This is a genomic window from Pantoea sp. S62, from assembly GCF_016658625.1.
Taxonomy (GTDB): domain Bacteria; phylum Pseudomonadota; class Gammaproteobacteria; order Enterobacterales; family Enterobacteriaceae; genus Pantoea; species Pantoea vagans.
Window position 1 is genome coordinate 1 of sequence record NZ_JACVVI010000001.1, and the last position, 15,574, is coordinate 15,574.

Here is a 15,574-nt window from a genome sequence, read left to right on the forward strand (position 1 = left end):
GGCCAACGCTTTGCGTTGTTCAAAAACGCTCCCGGCGTTTTTGTCCCTGGCCCGTGATGCTTTGCTACAGGCATATGCCCCCATCGCTTCTGAGACCGGGCATTGTCTGTAGGAATAGCTGGGTTTTACTGTTGATGTAGGGCAGGTTTTTTTTGAGCCTGATTGCAGGATGGGTGCAGGAAGCGTGTATATTCAGTGAGCAGTCCCGGGCATGTATCCCGCGTTTTCGTTTATCAGTGGTGAGTGGCGGGCAGCAGCCCGCCTTTTTATTATCTGAAGGAGAACAACATGGTGAGTCTGAAATCATTTAAGCAATATTTCAGTCGGCAGCCGCTGACGGTGGAAGAGCTTGAGGTAGACAGCGCGCTACTGGAGCGTCTGGTGAACTGTTTTGGCGGGCGTGACAATATTCAGCAGGTGGATGCCTGTTTAACGCGGCTGCGGGTAAAGGTGACGTCGCTGAAGGCGGTAGATACGGCGGGATTACAGAAGGCGGGCGCGATTGGCGTGGTGATCCTGGGGCATGAGGTGCATGCGATCTTTGGTAAGCAGTCTGACCAGCTGCGTCAGCTGCTGGAAGAACGTTTCTTTAAACCGGAGTAACAGCCGCCAGTGAAATACGAATAAAAAAATGGATAACCGTCGCCGGTTATCCAAGTAAGCCCCTGCATAAGAGCTTAGCAACGATCACAATGAGGAGACTGCTCGATTACCACCAGGCTTCGACCTGTACGCCGAAGTTCCAGGTGTTATTACTGGTGTTGTCTTTGAAGCTGTGTCCATCTTCTGAGTCATTCAGGTAAGAGGCAAACAGACGCAGTTCCGGACGTGACATAAATTCAGGACCGGCTGCCAGGCCCAGGGCCAGCGTATATTTCTGACCCGCCTGTTTGTAGTCGCTGCCCACCTTATTCTCATCTTTCTGCCAGAAGCTGCCGACTTCGCCGATGCCGCGAACATACTGCGTAAACTGATACTGACCACGACCCACCAGCGACAGCAGGGTGCTTTTGCTGGTCTGCGCGGTGATATCGTCCGCCGATCCCCAGGTAAAGACCTGATTCAGGGAGAACTTATCGGTGATTGGGAGCAGACCGGTGTTAATCACGCGGTAGCCAGTGGCGTTTTGAGTATCATTCCACATGTCATACCAGCCGCCGCCCTGCGAAATCATGTTCTGCGCCAGACCTTTGTTGGCGTACTGGAACACCAGCTTCTGGTAGCCGCCCCACATGTCCTGACTGATTTCACTGGTGAGCATGACGCCGTTATCTGCGTCATACAGGCCACCATATTCTTTCTGTTTGTTGGTGGTGTTTGGCATGGCGTAATCGATACCAAATTCGGTCCAGGCACCGTTCCAGGGTTTCCAGCCGGCATAGCGAAGATCGAGGTAGTTAATGTTGACGTCGTTGTCGCCATCGACACGGTAATCCACGTCATTCGCATCGCCACGAATCCAGGCAAAGGAGATAGCGCCCGGACCGAGCGTGTAGTTTTCGATACCGGCACCTGACCCCGAGATGTTCCAGTACTTGGTATCAATGATGTGCAGATCGTGACGCTGGTAGTAGCGTTTACCGCCCCAGATCACCGCATCTTTATCACCCGGCACCAGTCCTTTGATCTGCAGGTTGAGCTGACGCAGGCCAAACTGCGCATCATCGCCGAAGGTGGTTTCGTTATCGTTTGAGCCGTCGGAGAACATACTGACCATGGTGTCGACGTAAAAACTGACATCATCCTTTTTGTAGACTTCGCTGCCCAGCTCAACCTCGCCATAAGTGTCGGCTTCATTGCCGAGACGGCCAACCTTGTTCTTTTGATACTCCTCAATACCGCCATCCTGTGAGACGCCCACGCCACCACGCAGATAGCCATGGAAATCGATGTTGTCGATGGCGGCATAGAGCGTCGGGGAGGTCAGGGCCGCAGCAAGCGCCACAGCAGCAGTACGTAACCTTGTTTCCATGTTATCCTCAATTTTATTTGTAATACGTTCACATGACAGCGGCAGTAAACGCCTTTTGTCGGATGAGTGACAAATAAAATCGCGATAATGTGTGATGCACTGCAAATAAAGTGACGCAATATGTAACGATTAGTGAATCAGATCACCAAATTTCACAATGTGAAGGTATTACTTTTGCTTTTTATTCGCGCAATGTGACTGCAGTAGTCTGGCTGACATCAGGGCTGTGATAACATTCCGCCATCGGTAATCAGGGATGCGAATTATGAAATCAAAAAATGCCACCTTAGAGGATGTCGCCCGTCATGCTGGCGTGTCGTATCAGACGGTATCAAGGGTTCTGAATAAGTCGGCAAACGTCTCGGAATCAACGCGTCGCAAGGTGGAACACGCAATTGAGACGCTGCGCTACGTGCCTAACCGGCTGGCGCAGCAGCTGGTGGGCAAGCAGAGCACAACACTGGGTCTGGTAACGACGTCGCTGGCATTGCATGCGCCCTCCCAGGTGGCCGCTGCGGTTAAACGTTATGCGAATGCTGCGGACTACCAGGTGCTGATCGCGATGATTGATGAGAACGTCAATCAAAGTTTGCAGGATTGCATCAATGAGCTGAAGTCTCAGCGGGTGGATAAAGTGATCATCAATGTCCCGCTGGAGAGCAGCGCTGCTGAGCAGGTTGTGCAGGAGAACGACGATATTCTCTGTCTGTTCCTTGATGTTGATCCCTACAGCGCAGTGTTTAACGTTTCGTTTAACCCGGCTGATGGCACGCGTGCCAGCGTTAAATATCTCTATGAGCAGGGGCATCGCGAGTTTGCACTACTGGCGGGTCCTGAGCAGTCGGTCTCCGCCAGGCTGCGCTTAAAGAGCTGGCTCGACACGCTGGAAAGCTACCGTCTGAAGCCGGTCAGCATCAGCCACGGTAACTGGGATGCGCAGAGTGGTTATAATGGCGTGCTGCAACTGCTGCGTGAAGCGCCGGAGTTCAGTGCACTGCTGGTGGGCAACGATCAGATGGCGCTGGGTGTGCTGAGTGCGCTGCATCAGCGCGGTGTGGCGGTGCCTGGGCAGATTTCGGTGATTGGCTACGATGACACCTATGAAAGTGCCTTTTTCCATCCGGCGCTGACCACGGTGTCGCTGGATCTCGATTTGCAGGGCAAAGAGGCGGTTGCGCGTCTGTTACTGGCCAGTGAGCAGGATGAGCAGCGTTCCTCCTCAATTCTGCCGGCAAAGCTGGTGGTGCGCAGCTCGACCGGTATCGCCGGACAACAGCAGCGAGATTTAAAGCAGATTGCAGAACAACTACGGCTGATTGCCAGCCGGCTTGAGTAGCAGGGGCCAGACAAAGATAAAAAAGCATAACAACACACCGCTGCTATGCTCAGATCAGGATAACGCTTCTGAATGTCAGAAAAATTACCCATTGCCTGAGCTGGTCGGTAAACGGGCATTTTTATTACCTGTAAGCCAGCCGGCATGCTCAGCCCGATTCCTCTCCATCCAGGATGTGACACTATGCTGTGGCTTGAACAGGGACTTTACCTTAGGATCGAAGAATTAGCGCATGGCCCCCGGCCGCTGCCGCTTTCCAGTGGCTTTACCCCGCAGACCGCTTATCGCGCGCTGGGCTGCTTTAACCCCTCTGAAACCTCGGATGCTTATTACATTCTTTCAAATGACCGCGACGAAATCTGGTTTATCTGCAACCGGCATCTTAGAACCGTTTTTCTTGATGCCAGCAACACGGCATTTCGGGTGAAAATGCAGGAGCCAGCAGAAAGTCTGCCCGTCCTCTCTGCTGCACATGAAGGGCGTATCGTTTCCATCGAGCGGCCAGCCTGATTTAACAGCCTGCGCGGACGATGACAGATCAGATAATAAAAAAGCCGCCATCACTGGCGGCCCTGACTACGTTTAAAAAGAAGCGTGACCTGTAAATCTTCCGGTAGCGCTTTTTAATTCGCGGGGGCGGTCTTCATTGCCGGGCGCTGTGGCAGGACCACCAGAAAAGCGATGATGATCAGTGCCAGCGTCAGCGAGGCGCCATAGCGGCTCAGTGCGAGTCCGCCCGAAGCAAGGGGTTTATCCAGGAAGTCACCGACAACCGCACCCAGTGGCCGGGTCAGGATAAAGGCTGCCCAGAACAGCGCGGTGCGTGACAGGGAGGTAAAGCGACTTGCCGCCCAGATGATCGCCAGCGCGCCGACAAACAGCAGGATCCCGCCATCATAACCCAGGCCTTCGCTGTCTGCCGTCCAGTCACCCAATGCGGTGCCCAGTGTCTGAGAAAACATAATGGTGACCCAGTAAAAACTCTCAGTAACACCGTTGCTTACCGAACTCACTGCAACCGTTCCACAGGTCATTTTCCAGAGGAAAAGAGAGAGGATCAGCAGAGTGCTCAGCAGCAGCGTACCGCCCAGATAACCAATGTTCAGTGAGCGATCGGCAAAGTCTGCCATCGTTGTACCGACGGTGGTCGTTGCCACGACGGTGAACCAGTAGATCCATTTATTGAAGCTGTTGCGATTGATCTGCACCACGACAGCGACCAGAAAGATGATGGCGAAAATCAGTGTTCCGGTCAGGTAACCGAGATTCATCGACATCGTCACCGCATCGCCGCCGGTTTCACCCAGGGTAGTCGCAGCGATTTTGGTCAACCAGAACGCCGCGGTAACGGCCGGCACTTTACTCAGAGCGTGAGAAGCTGTGTTGTTATTTTGCATAGGGTGATACTCCGGAAAAGCCCAACATGGGCTAATACAGCGGGGATGTTATAGGATTATTCTTAAGGAAAGATTAAGCTGGAGGCGAGTCGAGAGAAATTTTTGATGGGCTTTTTACTGCTGCTCTGAGAATAGAAATGCGCCACGATGTGCAGTTTTTTTACAGGCTAAGCGCCATTATTATTCTGTTTTAAAGGCGTTTTTATACATCTTTCCTGCTATTAAATCGTCACAGCCCTGAAGGAATTTTCAGAATGGCTCAGATGGCTCTCTCTGTCAGCACATCATCTATGAGTAAAAAAATTAACAAATTGTGAGGCGCAATTAATTGCCAGCATCATAGCCTTTTTCGGCCCGGCTATCTTTTCCCCCGTCATTCAGCCAGCGGGAATGTTATCACTGAGCGCCCCCCAAAACCCGCAGGGCTTTACTGAAGCAGCGATGTTCAGCCGGTTTCATGGTTCACAGCCCTCAGACAATATGCTGTGATTAAAGATTATGCCCCGATGAGCCGATATAAACAGGCTAATACTTCTGATACTGCAGCCTGATAGCTTTGCGTAATGTCACAGGAGAGGGCACCTCAGAAACCGCTGCCGGAAAGGCCTCAGTTTCCGCCAGCATTTATCACGGCCCGCAATACTGAACCTTTATGCATAGCCTCACTCAGCTACAGGCAGGCATTAACGGTTATAATCAGGTCTGTAGCGACGTGTATTGAACTTATTTAAAATCGTCAGCAACGTCGGAGCCGGCCGCCATGAACCCAATGATCAAACCTTCTTTTACCGCTGTTTGGTCTACGGATGCCCAGGGGATCTGCATCGCCAGTCAGGAAACTCCTGCGGGTCTGATGCCTGAACTTAAGGGCGTGACGCTGAGTTCATGGCTAAGTCTGGCGCAGGCTGACGACGATGCAAAGATCGCGCTGCAGCTGACTGCAGCCCTGGAATTGCTGACGCCTTTCCATATTGAAGTGCCGATCCATTGTCTGGATGGCAAGACGCGTCGGGTCCTTGTTTCCGGCCTGCCGGATTGCCAGCCTGGCACCTCCCATCTGCAGTACAACGGCTTTATTCTGGATGTGACCGGGCAGCGTAAAGCCCTGGAAGATGCGCTGCGCACGGCGGCGGAATATCGCCTTCTGATTGAAAACAGTACCGATCTGATTGCCCATTGTGACGCGGAAGGCAGATACGTATCAATTTCTCCCTCTTACAGCGAAATCATAGGCTGGACCACCGAAGAGGTTGTGGGGCAACTGGTGGTGGATTTCCTGCACCCGGATGACCGCGAATTAGCCACCGAAGCGCTGGGATGTATCTTCAGCGGCGGGGTACTGCCGGATGTTGTTGAGGTGCGCAAACTGCATCGCGACGGCCATTACATCTCACTGGGTACCAAAGCCTGTGGCGTCATCAATCCTAATTCAGGAAAAAATATTGGTGCCGTGCTGGTATCGCGCGATATCACGCGGGACAAAGAACGGATGCGTAATCTTGAGAAGCTGGCAACCCTGGACACGCTGACCGGGCTGCACAATCGTGCCTGGATTAACGAGAAGGTGGGATTCATGCTGGCGCAGGCAGACGATCAGGCCTATACCACTGTGATGTTTATCGATTTGAATGGGTTCAAGGCGGTGAACGATTTGATGGGTCACGCGACCGGCGATGCCCTGCTGCAACAGGTCAGTGAACGGCTGCGACACTGTATGCGTCCGGGCGATTCAGTGGCGCGTCTGGGTGGCGATGAGTTTGTCGTGGCTGCTAAATGCAGCAATCACGAAGCCGCATCCGCGATTGCCCTGCGGATTATTGACAGTCTGCAGGCACCTTTCGCCATCGATAATATGGATGTTCGTATTGGTGCGGCGATTGGTATCAGCCTTGCCCGCTTCGGGACAGCAACGGCCAAAATGTTATTCGAAAACGCAGATAAGGCGATGTACCAGGCTAAAGCACGACGTGATGGTTCTTATCAGTTTTTTGAGCCAGCAGCGGAGTAGCCGTTGTATATGATGGCGGGTCTCCGCTTTCACTCCTGTCAGGCTTATCCTGAACTTATCTGCTCATCACTCTGCGCTATCATGCAGGAACGGTGCTCAGGCTAAGTTCATGCAGATTCTTCGTCATCCCGCCCTTCATCATAACCCGCCTGTGCCTGTTCCATGGCGCCTCCATGTTGCTTTGCCCAGTTCACCAGCGCGACAAAAGGCTCCTGCAATGTCCGGCCCAGCGGCGTAATCGCATATTCGACCGCCACTGGCGATGAAGCAATCACGCGGCGGCTCACCAGTCCGTTGCGTTCCAGCCGGCGTAATGCCTCTGTCAGAGATTTATGGGTGATGGGGTCGAGCCTGCGCTTGATGGCATTAAAACGCGAGGGCTGAGAGCACAATACGGTGAGGATTAAAACCGACCACTTATTCGCTACCTGTTCCAGGACAGGGCGGGTGCTGTTGATCTCGGCCAGTAGCTGAGTGATGTCAGTAGCCATGAGGTTTCCTTGAGGATATCTGGTGTACATCAGGTGCGTAATTGACACTAAATATAATAAATATACCATCAGGTGTCTAACCTCTATCCGGAGTCGCAATGATGAAACTGAGTGGAAAAGTCGCCCTTGTCACCGGGGGTAATAGCGGTATCGGCCTTGCTGTCGCTCGTCGTTTTGCAGAGGAAGGTGCACGCGTGTTTATCACCGGCCGGCGGGAAGCACAGCTGGCTGAGGCAGTCGCACTGATCGGCGGTCAGGTCGAGGCCATTCAGGGCGATATCACCCGCACAGACGACCTTGCGCGTCTGTTCGAAACCCTTGGCACCCAAGCGGGTCGCCTCGATATCCTCGTTAACTCTTCAGGTGTGTCTGAACCGGCCAGCCTGGAGGAAACCACGGAAGAACACATCGATCGCGCTTTTAATCTGAATGTGCGAGCCATGGTGCTGACGGTGCAGCATGCGGTGCGATTGATGGGTGAGGGCGGCAGTATCGTGCTGGTGGGTTCCGTTGCAGGCGCGATAGCGAATCCCGGTTATGGCAGCTATTCCGCCAGCAAGGCTGCGGTACGGTCTTATGCACGCACCTGGAATAGCGAGCTGGCACCGCGCGGCATCAGGGTTAATACGCTGAGTCCTGGTCCTACCAACACGCCGATGTTTGACCGGGCCAGCGATGAAGTCAGGCAGACGCTGACCGCCCGGATCCCGGCAAAGCGGCTGGGACACCCTGAGGAAGTAGCGGCTGCGGCACTGTTTCTGGCTTCAGATGAAAGCAGCTATATCAGTGGCACCGAGCTGGTCATTGATGGCGGGATGATTGCTTAGGAGATTTTCGTCGAGTGATGGGGGATGGCTTAATGGCATGGCAGGGAGGGTTTGGACTCATTAAGACGCTCCCCCGATAAGAATGTGTCTAAGACTGATATTTATACCCTTAGATTTGTTCTGGTCCGTCTTTACTGTTCAGAGTCAGAAGTCAGTCCGCAGCGTAAAATCATATTGCGTCAGTTTATTATTTCTGCAGGTTTTTCACTTTCGGGAGACCAGTAACCCCCACTGCCATGATAGGTTTCAGCTCCCAGCACGAACGTGGTTCCGCAATGATTACAGGCGAAATGGTAATCAACGATATCCCCCCAAATCATCTGTTCAGCACATTCTGTAAAGGTAAACTGATTACAGTTTTTGGTGGTTGTAACTTCGGAAATTATCTCCTCTTTAAGCGCGTTATGTGCAATACGTATAGCTCGGCTCAACTGGCGAGGTTCTCGAATAATGTATTTAACACAGAGATCCTGACAGTACTTACAACTCATTCTGTAAAACCTCCTTTTTACCTGAATGTTCAGGTGAAGCGCTATCGCCGGGCGCTGACTATCTCTTCTGAAGAGGCAGTCGCTATCTCTTCGGAAAACTATAAATGTGTTCTATGCAATGATGTGTATTCATTGTGAAGCAGAACGTCGGTCCATAATCTCTTTCACGTAATGCTCAATACCAATGTGATGTTCACGGTTTATTGCAGAAATAAATGTCTGCAGGAAATCTGATGCTGAGTGAAGTGTATTTACAATCAGTTTATCGAAGTCTTTCTGGGTAAATCGGTCATAGCCTTTGAGCGTCGAGCGCTGAAGCAAGGTATGCGCAGTAATTTCGAAAACCGCGCGTCTGTAATCATCGGAAAGCAGAATATCAAGATCGTCCCGGCTGATCTCAAAGTCAAAGTTATAGCTCATAAAACCAGAATCGACAGGCAGTGAGTAGGTCAGCTTCCCATCCTCCCGTGTCACATGAGGCTCATATCCCTCACCCATAATGTGTACTGACTGCATATTCATCTCCTATATTTTACTGGCGCTGGTTATTGCTAAAACGATTTCATTAATTGAAATCATTAATCAGACAGATTGAAGAGGGTTCTTAATCCCTGATGACTGCATGAATATCTCAGCCTTCCCTGACAGTTATCGAACCCGTTCCCCAGAACAGCATGACTGACTTAAACGACTAAGCGCTGCTTATCCCCTGACTTCCGTCCTGGCCTACGCGACCACCCAGACCACCAGACCCGCCAGGGCCCGCGTTTCCGCCGTTTCCGCCTTTCCCACCTGGTGAGTTGTCGGACGATCCGCCGTTACCACCATTTCCTCCGTTAGCATCCCTGTTCGTATTTTTATAGTGATTATGGTGATGGTGTTGAGTGCCGGGTTCTGCACCAGCACCGTCGCCACCATTCCCGCCACGGCCTCCATTTGAAGCTCCATTGCCGCCGTTGCCGCCATTCAGACAATCGGTGCCAGAAACGCCATTCCTGCCATTCTGACCATCAGGGGAACCGCTTTGACCATCCAGACCATTCTGGCTTTCGCAGGCAGTGAGTTGCGTAGTGAGTAGGATCTGAGTATTCGCTGATACCGGCAGGCAAAATATCCCGAGCGAGAAGGAGACGAGGGATAATAAATGTCGGAACCTGAACATTGTTAATTCATCCTCCTGGTTGATGGTCACCCGCCACAGCCATGCCCTCAAAGGGCAGCAAGAATGGCGGCTTCCATTTTCTCCGGTGTGGTGGTTGGGGCAAATCGTTTAATCGGTTTACCGTCGCGCCCGATCAGAAACTTAGTGAAATTCCACTTAATACGACCACCCAAAACGCCGGGTAATTCATCTTTCAGGTAATGAAAAATCGGGTGCGTTGAGGTGCCATTGACATTCACTTTGCCAAACATCGGAAAACTTACCCCGTAGTTAATGTGGCATGTCTGCGCAATTTCGTCGGCTCCGCCAGGTTCCTGATTCCCAAACTGATTGCAGGGAAAACCCAGTACCACCAGCCCCTGATCGGCATATTTTTTGTAGAGGGTTTCGAGGCCGGCGTATTGTGGCGTGAATCCACAGTGACTGGCGGTGTTAACGACCAGCACGATCTTGCCAGCGAAGTCGGACATCGGTACAGGCTGGCCGTTCAGGCTGGTGGCTGTGAGTTTATAAAAGGCAGACATGTTGTAATCCTCAGTGCGGAAACTGTTTTACGCCAACATTAGCACAGAGCACATGAGGAAAGTGGAACATGGAGAGCAGGTACTGAGTGAGAAGGCCCGGCATCCGGATTTCAGACGTTATCGCCAGGCGCTGATGATTATTTCCGCTTCTGATGTAAATCCTGGTTGTTATTCATGATGAATTTTAACCACGACCTTACCCTTTGCATGTCCCTGTTGAAGCCAGTTAAGAGCATCCTGAGTTTCTGCAAAAGGGAACACACGGTCGATCACTGGCCTGATTTTTCCAGCTTCAATTAAATTGCTCATCTGCCCCAGCTGGTTGCCATCAGGACGAACAAAAAGAAAGGAATAATCCAGACCGCGCTTTTTTGACAGTCGCAAAATCCTGCGGCTCATCAGGCCAAATATCATCCGCAGAACGATATTGAGTTGTCTGGTACGCGCAAAATTAACGTCTAAAGGCCCTATCAGAGAGACTATTTTTCCGCCTGGCTTGAGGATGTTCATAGATTTCTCAATCGAATCACCCCGAAGCGTGCCGAGGACAAGATCAAAGCCACTCAGCACGTTTTCGAATTCCTGCTTTTTATAGTCAACGACTTGATCTGCGCCCAGCTGACTGACCCACTCCACATTAGCTGAACTGGTCGTCGTCGCGACCTTTGCGCCAAGATATTTCGCCAGCTGAATCGCAAAGCTGCCAATTCCTCCCGAACCTGCCGGAATGAACACCTTCTGCCCTGGCCGCAGACGGGCTCTCTCTGTGAAAGCCTGCCAGGCGGTGAGGCTGACCATCGGGAGCGAAGCAGCCTGAACGAAATCCAGATTTTCAGGTTTGATGGCCGCGAGACTTTCAGGGACCAGGGCAAACTCGGCCAGTGAGCCGTTGCCCCTGTCGAAAATGCTGGCGAACACTTCATCACCCGGACTAAAACGCGTTACCTGACTTCCTGTTGCAATAACCACACCCGCCAGATCACTGCCCAGAGTCGCTGGAAGTTTAAAATGTAAAACCGGTTTGAATATTCCCGTAGGGATCATGTTGTCTATGGGATTCAGACCCACAGCATAAACTTTCACCAGGATTTCATTGGGACCGGGGCTAGGGTAATCCACATTATCAAATCCCAGCTCAGGTGATTTTCCGTAGCGTTTAAACGTAAAGGCTTTCATCATGCTGGTTTTCATTTATTCATGCTCTCCAATAACACCCAGACCGTAGCCCGTTCCGAAAATTTCATTTTCAGATTCTCGTATCGAGCTGAAGGCTGTTCCGCACGACCTTATCCAGCAGGGTTGCAGGCGCAAAGCGGAGGACGAAATTCAGTTTTGCTGCGAGCGTTCCCGCCGTGTAGCGTATTTTTGGCCGTGAGGACTGGGCCGCTTTAAGCACCACCGCAGCCACGACCTCCGGACTTTCCGCTTCAGCCATTGCCTTACCGACCACTTTCTTCAACTTAGCCCGGATGAGTTCATACTCTTCAAGCTTCGCATCCGGTTCGATATTGTGGACTTCAAACTGCGTTTTTATGTATGCCGGCTCAATGACAGAAACCCTGATGCCCTGGGTGCGCAGTTCATGATCAAGTGCGCCTGTATACCCCTCGACCGCATGTTTACTGGCCGCATAGAGTGCGACATAGGGCAGTGGCACGACCCCCAGAATGGAACCGATATTGATGATGCGCCCGCTGCCCTGGCGACGCATGTAAGGCAGTACGGCGCGTGTCAGCCTGACGATACCCATGAAGTTTGTGTCGAAGATATGCTGCGCCTGTTCGACAGAACTCTCTTCCGCCGCTGCCGGAGCGACGCCAAAGCCTGCGTTGTTCACCAGCAGGTCTATTCGACCCTCAAGCTGCATCAATTCGTAAATAACACCCTCTACCGAAACGTCGTCAGTCACATCAAGAGCGAGTAATGGAAAGGGCTGTTTACTCGCCTGTGGGCCACGACGGCTGGTGCCATACACTTTATAACCCGCTGCTAAAAGTTTGTTCGCAGAGGCTTCACCAATGCCAGAAGAGGCGCCGGTCACCAGTGCTACACGTTTTTGGCTCATTCTGAGTACGCTCTTGTAATGGGGTTCGGAGGAATAACTGATTTAATGATGATGATCATAATCAATAAAGTCAACTTGTTTGATTATGATCATCATCAATGTATGCTTGGGTTCTGTTTCAGGAGGAAAAAACATGAAAGTGTCTAAAGAGCAGGTTCGCGAAAACCGGTTGCGGATCGTTGAAACGGCGTCAGAGCTTTTTCGTGAGCGTGGTTACGATGGGGTAGGCGTCGCTGAACTGATGTCAGCCGCCGGGTTAACACATGGCGGTTTTTACAAGCATTTTGGGTCGAAAGCGGATTTGTTAGCTGAAGCGATGAGTTGTGGTTTCACGCAGTCGGCAGAAAAAACCGAAGGGGTAAGTCGGGAAGCGTTTATTGAGTACTACCTTTCCCGTCAGCATCGCGATGACATGGGAAAGGGGTGCGTGATGTCGGCTCTGGGCACCGATGCAGCCCGGCAGTCTGAATCAATCCGCGAGACATTTGCGGCCGGGATTGAACGACAGATTGCCATCCTGAAATCCCAAAATGTCACGCGGGCAGAGCTGATAAATACCATTGCGCAGCTTGTTGGTGCATTGATGCTTTCGCGAGCCTGTCCGGATGGTTCCGGACTCGCTGATGAGATTCTGGAGGTCTGCCGGGCGCGTTTGCTCCGTCCTGATGCCAGTGGGATTTGAGCGGTGCTTTTCCGTTTAACTGGAACGAAGCCAATGTGACACAGGCTAGACTGCCCAGCCTGCTGGCGTCTCATTTGCGGCAGCGGGAGCGCGTAATCCGGACTTCCCGTTCCGGATAGAGGTTCCACCAACAGGTTTCCAATCAGTCGATCACCCACCTGGTACAGTGACTTATGACTCAGCCATTATCGCGGAATCCGGGATAAAGACTCATTCCGCCATCAATAAACAGTGTGGTGCCGTGAACATAGTCGGAAAGGTCACTGGCCAGCCAGACCACCGCATTCGCCACATCTTCCGCCGCACCGATGCGTCCGTAAGGGATGAGTTTTAACAGCGCTTTGCCCGCTTCGCCCTGAGTGGTTTCTTCGTTAATAGCGGTTGCGATAGCGCCAGGTGCGACTGAGTTTACGCGTATACGGTCTTCACCCACTTCCTGTGCCAGGCTTTTCATCAGTAAATCAACCCCGCCTTTTGAGGCAGCGTAGTTAACATGTCCGGCCCAGGGAATGAGCTGATGCACCGAGCTCATGTGAATGATCTTACCTACAGCCCGGCTGATCTCCGGGCGGTGCGCCTGGTCACGAAACTGACGCAGCGCAGCCCGAGCGCAAAGGAACTGTCCGGTGAGATTCACATCCAGGACGGTATTCCAGTCTGCAAGCGACATCTCAATGGAAGGCGCATCTTTCTGCAGCCCTGAGTTCGCCACCAGAATATCCAGCCTGCCAAATTCAGCAATCGTCTGAGCAAAGAGATTTTCTACGTCAGCTTCCTTTGAGACATCACCCTTTACCGCAATGGCGCGTCCACCGTCTGCACGGATTTTGTCAACCAGTTCTTCGGCAGGTTCCGCCTGGCTGTGGTAGTTAACCACCACACCGGCACCAGCTTTGGCGAGTGCTTCTGCACAGGCATAGCCGAGACCTGAGCTGGCGCCGGTAACCAGCGCAACCTGATTTTCGAGTGATAAGATCATGAGGCTTCCTTAATTCTGTTAATGATGAGCGTCTTAACATGGACGAGTGCATAGGCCTGAGTCACTGAATTATAGATGCGAAGTGCAGGGTTGCCCGTGGTTTCGCCTGACATGCAGGGTCGGAAGGAGTTGATCCATAACAGCCGGTAATGAACTTAAAGCGTCTTTACCACCATCCCAGCCGCAGCCAGCATCATAATGGCTCCGGCTGAACGGAAAACGAGTCTCTGCGCTTTTGCACTGGTCAGAAGATGACGAATTCTGAGCGCGGCCAGAATAAAAACCGCACCAACACTTAACAGCACGAACACGGTAAGTGGAACCAGAATTCCTCCCCAAATCTGTAGCGAGACATTATCCAGAGAGATAACCAGAGGCAGTATCGCCAGATAGAAAGCGATGGTTTTAGGGTTGCCAAGCGTGATGCTCAGCCCTGAAAACCAGGCTGACGCCAGTTCTCGTTTTGTCGCTTTCTGGTCAATATTTATTGCCCGAGGCTGGTGGCACCAGAATTGCCATGCAAGCATGAATAAATAGAGTGAGGCAGCCCAGTTAATCATCGTGAAGACGGCGGTATAGCTATGAGACATCACTGCCAGGCCAAACACCGCAACAGATAAATAAATTAAATCCCCGAGAATAAGGCCAGCCAGCATGGTAAAGCCAGCTACCGCACCACCACTCACGCTGCGAGCGACTAATGCGGTCATTCCCGGCCCCGGAATTGCGGCGGCTAAACCGAGTGCAGTCATATAAGATATTATCAGAGCAATATCTGACATAATTCTTCCTTCCATAATATTATTTGAAGAGAGAGGAGGTTTAATGCTTTAAAAAAATGGTCTGTCCGTGATTTATTTAAAATAAGATCACGATATACACTCAATCTGAATTCAGTTTTCCACTTTTGCTATTCGTAATAACACGTTGAAAAAGTAAATATATTATGTCGCAATAAGCGGGAAAATTGTTACCTATATCATTTACTCAATACTGATTTTGAGGTAATAATTACCCTTTATCAGTGCTATAACGAAAGGAATTTCCGACTATGACCCTAAGTCCGACAGATATGAAAATCCTCGAGATTTTACAGGACGATGCTCGCGTCACTAACCAGGTTCTGGCAGAAAAGATAAACCTCTCAGCTTCTCCCTGCTGGCGCAAAGTGCGCAGGCTTGAGGAAGAAGAAGTGATTCAGGGCTATCGTGCTGTTCTCGACCGCAAGAAAATCGGTCTGGGCGTGATGGTTTTCATTCGGGTCGTCATTGACAGTCATAGTGAGGCCGAGGCCAGAAAGTTCGAAGAAGAAGTGACTGCGCTGGAGGACGTGGTGGCCTGCTATAGCATCGGTGGAGATGCCGACTTTCTGCTACAGGTTGTAGCATCGGATCTGGACTCCTATGCTGATTTCGCAATGTCAGTGGTACGCAGATTGCCAGGCATTAAAGAAATGCAGAGCATGTTTGTGCTTAAAGAGATCAAACCCCTCGTTTCTTATCCTATTAAGAAAATCGCTGAGTAGACTAACGCCGCCGGGACAGCCCGCGACAGAATTTTTAGTTAACAGTCCAGATGTCAGTTACATCAGCATTAGAAGAATTTTACTGCATAAAAAAAGCCCTCAGGACTTGCTCAGC

General features: G+C 51.5%; 17 protein-coding genes. 7 read left to right on the forward strand and 10 right to left on the reverse strand.

What is annotated here, in order from left to right; genetic code table 11:
* Positions 1-288 precede the first annotated feature (288 nt).
* Positions 289-603, forward strand: a complete 315-nt coding sequence (locus IBT54_RS00005) for a glucose PTS transporter subunit EIIB (RefSeq protein ID WP_095708039.1) — start codon at positions 289-291, stop codon at positions 601-603.
* Between the two features lie 106 nt (positions 604-709).
* Here the strand turns inward: IBT54_RS00005 and IBT54_RS00010 are convergent, their stop codons facing one another.
* On the reverse strand, positions 710-1,972 hold the full coding sequence (locus tag IBT54_RS00010; protein WP_095708040.1) for a maltoporin: 1,263 nt from the start codon (positions 1,970-1,972) through the stop codon (positions 710-712).
* A gap of 265 nt (positions 1,973-2,237) precedes the next feature.
* Here IBT54_RS00010 and IBT54_RS00015 point away from each other — a divergent pair, with 265 nt between their 5' ends.
* Both IBT54_RS00015 and IBT54_RS00020 read left to right on the forward strand, forming a co-directional pair.
* Positions 2,238-3,308: a LacI family DNA-binding transcriptional regulator gene (locus IBT54_RS00015; protein ID WP_095708041.1), complete on the forward strand. Its 1,071-nt coding sequence runs from the start codon at positions 2,238-2,240 to the stop codon at positions 3,306-3,308.
* Positions 3,309-3,491: 183 nt separating this feature from the next.
* Complete coding sequence (locus IBT54_RS00020) at positions 3,492-3,818, forward strand: hypothetical protein (RefSeq protein ID WP_013196093.1); 327 nt, start codon at positions 3,492-3,494, stop codon at positions 3,816-3,818.
* A gap of 113 nt (positions 3,819-3,931) precedes the next feature.
* Here the strand turns inward: IBT54_RS00020 and IBT54_RS00025 are convergent, their stop codons facing one another.
* The gene (locus IBT54_RS00025) at positions 3,932-4,705 is read right to left on the reverse strand and encodes a hypothetical protein (protein ID WP_095708042.1); all 774 of its coding nucleotides are present in this window, start codon (positions 4,703-4,705) and stop codon (positions 3,932-3,934) included.
* Between the two features lie 760 nt (positions 4,706-5,465).
* On the opposite strand from IBT54_RS00025, the gene IBT54_RS00030 reads away from it, so the two are divergent.
* Entirely contained in the window at positions 5,466-6,713 is a 1,248-nt protein-coding gene (locus tag IBT54_RS00030; RefSeq protein ID WP_013196097.1) for a sensor domain-containing diguanylate cyclase, read from the forward strand.
* A 107-nt stretch (positions 6,714-6,820) separates the two neighbouring features.
* Here IBT54_RS00030 and IBT54_RS00035 read toward each other — a convergent pair whose 3' ends face one another.
* Positions 6,821-7,204 (reverse strand): helix-turn-helix domain-containing protein, encoded by a 384-nt coding sequence (locus IBT54_RS00035; protein ID WP_033784966.1) that lies wholly within the window; start codon positions 7,202-7,204, stop codon positions 6,821-6,823.
* Between the two features lie 98 nt (positions 7,205-7,302).
* Here IBT54_RS00035 and IBT54_RS00040 point away from each other — a divergent pair, with 98 nt between their 5' ends.
* On the forward strand, positions 7,303-8,031 hold the full coding sequence (locus IBT54_RS00040) for an SDR family NAD(P)-dependent oxidoreductase (protein ID WP_013196099.1): 729 nt from the start codon (positions 7,303-7,305) through the stop codon (positions 8,029-8,031).
* 620 nt (positions 8,032-8,651) lie between these two features.
* Here IBT54_RS00040 and IBT54_RS00045 read toward each other — a convergent pair.
* From IBT54_RS00045 to IBT54_RS00065, 5 genes are all read right to left on the reverse strand, one after another.
* Positions 8,652-9,038: a hypothetical protein gene (locus IBT54_RS00045; protein ID WP_201251245.1), complete on the reverse strand. Its 387-nt coding sequence runs from the start codon at positions 9,036-9,038 to the stop codon at positions 8,652-8,654.
* Between the two features lie 210 nt (positions 9,039-9,248).
* Complete coding sequence (locus IBT54_RS00050) at positions 9,249-9,470, reverse strand: hypothetical protein (RefSeq protein WP_201251246.1); 222 nt, start codon at positions 9,468-9,470, stop codon at positions 9,249-9,251.
* Positions 9,471-9,731: 261 nt separating this feature from the next.
* Positions 9,732-10,208 (reverse strand): glutathione peroxidase, encoded by a 477-nt coding sequence (locus IBT54_RS00055; RefSeq protein ID WP_033784969.1) that lies wholly within the window; start codon positions 10,206-10,208, stop codon positions 9,732-9,734.
* Positions 10,209-10,376: 168 nt separating this feature from the next.
* The gene (locus tag IBT54_RS00060) at positions 10,377-11,399 is read right to left on the reverse strand and encodes an NADP-dependent oxidoreductase (RefSeq protein WP_236262739.1); all 1,023 of its coding nucleotides are present in this window, start codon (positions 11,397-11,399) and stop codon (positions 10,377-10,379) included.
* A 55-nt stretch (positions 11,400-11,454) separates the two neighbouring features.
* On the reverse strand, positions 11,455-12,273 hold the full coding sequence (locus IBT54_RS00065; RefSeq protein ID WP_201251247.1) for an oxidoreductase: 819 nt from the start codon (positions 12,271-12,273) through the stop codon (positions 11,455-11,457).
* A gap of 133 nt (positions 12,274-12,406) precedes the next feature.
* Between IBT54_RS00065 and IBT54_RS00070 the strand changes: the two genes are divergently transcribed.
* Positions 12,407-12,955, forward strand: coding sequence for a TetR/AcrR family transcriptional regulator (locus IBT54_RS00070; RefSeq protein ID WP_033784972.1), 549 nt, complete (start codon positions 12,407-12,409; stop codon positions 12,953-12,955).
* Between the two features lie 178 nt (positions 12,956-13,133).
* Here the strand turns inward: IBT54_RS00070 and IBT54_RS00075 are convergent, their stop codons facing one another.
* Entirely contained in the window at positions 13,134-13,934 is an 801-nt protein-coding gene (locus IBT54_RS00075; protein ID WP_013196107.1) for an SDR family oxidoreductase, read from the reverse strand.
* Between the two features lie 155 nt (positions 13,935-14,089).
* A complete protein-coding gene (locus tag IBT54_RS00080) occupies positions 14,090-14,716 on the reverse strand; it encodes a LysE family translocator (protein ID WP_201251248.1) in 627 nt (208 codons plus the stop codon).
* Positions 14,717-14,985: 269 nt separating this feature from the next.
* Here IBT54_RS00080 and IBT54_RS00085 point away from each other — a divergent pair, with 269 nt between their 5' ends.
* Complete coding sequence (locus IBT54_RS00085; RefSeq protein WP_013196109.1) at positions 14,986-15,459, forward strand: Lrp/AsnC family transcriptional regulator; 474 nt, start codon at positions 14,986-14,988, stop codon at positions 15,457-15,459.
* The last annotated feature ends 115 nt before the right edge of the window (positions 15,460-15,574 follow it).